This window comes from Streptomyces fuscigenes (assembly GCF_021556455.1).
GTDB lineage: Bacteria > Actinomycetota > Actinomycetes > Streptomycetales > Streptomycetaceae > Streptomyces > Streptomyces fuscigenes.
Map to the genome: position 1 here is coordinate 1 of NZ_JAKGCV010000703.1, position 1,843 is coordinate 1,843.

Annotated in this window: 2 protein-coding genes; both read right to left on the reverse strand. The window is 74.9% G+C overall.

Features of this window, described 5'->3' with window-relative positions; translation table 11 throughout:
* Window positions 1-88: 88 nt before the first annotated feature.
* A complete protein-coding gene (locus L1885_RS27910) occupies window positions 89-913 on the reverse strand; it encodes a TetR family transcriptional regulator (RefSeq protein WP_235799928.1) in 825 nt (274 codons plus the stop codon).
* A gap of 27 nt (window positions 914-940) precedes the next feature.
* A partial coding sequence (locus L1885_RS27915) for a 3-hydroxyacyl-CoA dehydrogenase family protein (protein WP_235799929.1) occupies window positions 941-1,843 on the reverse strand: 903 nt, incomplete at its 5' end.

Below are 1,843 nucleotides of genomic sequence, written 5' to 3' on the forward strand. Positions count from 1 at the left end.
GGGCGTGCGCCCGTGGTGAGCGGGCGGCGCGCGAATGCGGTGGCGCGCCGCGGACCCGCCGGTGCCCCGGCGCCGCCCGGGGCGCGGCTCAGGCCTTGCCGAGGGCCCGCTGGATGGTGCGCATGACCTCGTCCAGCGGGGCGTCCGTACGGGCGAGGGCGACGAGGACGTCGCCGCTGGTGTGCGCGGTGGCCGCCGGCCTGTCCGAGCCGATCGGCGCCCCGGCCGCGAAACCCGTCCCGAACGCGTTGCGGACGATCTCGAAGGCGTGGTCGAGCTGGGCCTCCACGTCGCCCTCCCCGCCCGCGCGCAGCCACCGGCGCAGCACGTGGTTGTGCGCCGTGACCACGGCGGACGCGGCCACCTCGGCCAGCAGCGGGTCGTCGCTGCCGCCCGCGTGCTCGCGCTCGTCGAAGTGGCCCAGCAGGTAGCGGGTGAACAGCCGCTCGTAGCGGGCCACCGAGGCGATCTCCCGCTCCCGCAGCGTGGGCACCTCGCGCGTGAGCCGGTAGCGCTCCACGGACACCGCGGGCGAGGCCGCGTACATCCGCATGACCTCCTTGATGCCCCGGCACACGGTGTCGAGCGGGTGCTCGTGCGGCGGGGCGGCGTTGAGCACCGCCTCCGCACGCACGAGCGTGTCGTCGTGGTCGGGGAAGATCGCCTCTTCCTTGGAGCGGAAGTGGCGGAAGAACGTCCGGCGCGCCACACCCGCGGCCGCCGCGATCTCGTCGACCGTGGTCGCCTCGTACCCCTTGGTCGCGAACAGCTCCATGGCCGCGGCCGCGAGCTCCCGGCGCATCTTGAGCCGCTGGGCGGCGGCCTTGCTGCCGGCGGCGCCCACCGGAGCCTCGGAGTTCGTACGCGTACGTGAGGGTTTGGCCGACTGCGACATACGGTGAACGTACTCCATGCAGGTGGCACCCCGTGCCGGGGACCCTCAACGACGTGCGTGCGCGCGAAACCCCCGGCCCGTCTTGCGGCCCAGCAGACCGGCCGAGACCAGCCGCTCCAGCAGCGGCGCGGGCGCGAGCCCCGGGTCGCGGAACTCCTCGTGCAGCGCTCTTTCGATGGCGAGGGAGACGTCCAGGCCGACCACGTCGAGCAGTTCGAAGGGCCCCATGGGGTAGCCCGCTCCCAGCCGCATCGCGGCGTCGACGTCGTCCGGCGTCGCGTAGTGCTCCTCCACCAGTTTCACCGCGTCGTTGAGGTACGGGAACAGCAGCGCGTTGACGATGAACCCGGCCCGGTCGCCGCAGTCGACCGGATGCTTGCCCGCGGCCAGCGCGGCGGCGCGCACGCGGCCGTGGGTGCGCTCCGAGGTCAGATCGGTCACCACCACCTCGACCAGCCCCATCGCGGGAGCCGGGTTGAAGAAGTGCATGCCGGCGACGTCCTCGGGGCGGCCCGTCGCCCGGGCGCAGGAGACGACGGGGAGCGAGGAGGTCGTGGTGGCGAGCACCGCGCCGTCCCGGCAGACCCCGTCCAGCGCCGCGAACAGCGCCCGCTTGACCTCCAGGTCCTCCGCGACGGCCTCCAGCACCAGGTCGGCGGTCCCCAGGGCGTCCAGCGAGCCGGCGGCCGAGACCCGCCCCAGGGCCGCGGACGCGTCCTGTTCGCTCATCCGCTTCCTGTCGACACGGCGACGAAGCGACGAAGCGATCCTCTCCCTCGCGGCGGCGGCCTTCCCGGCCGTGCGCGCCGCCAGCACCACCTCGTGCCCGGACACCGCGAACACCTCCGCGATGCCCGTGGCCATCGCGCCGGAGCCGGCCACGCCGACCGCCCGGGCGGCGTCGGCCGGGTCCCGCTCCTGCGCGGCCCGGCCGCCCGGCGCGAGTGC

Excerpts from the sequence above, each read along its gene's own strand:
- L1885_RS27910 (WP_235799928.1), bottom strand. The coding sequence starts at position 913 with ATGGAGTACGTTCACCGTATGTCGCAGTCGGCCAAACCCTCACGTACG.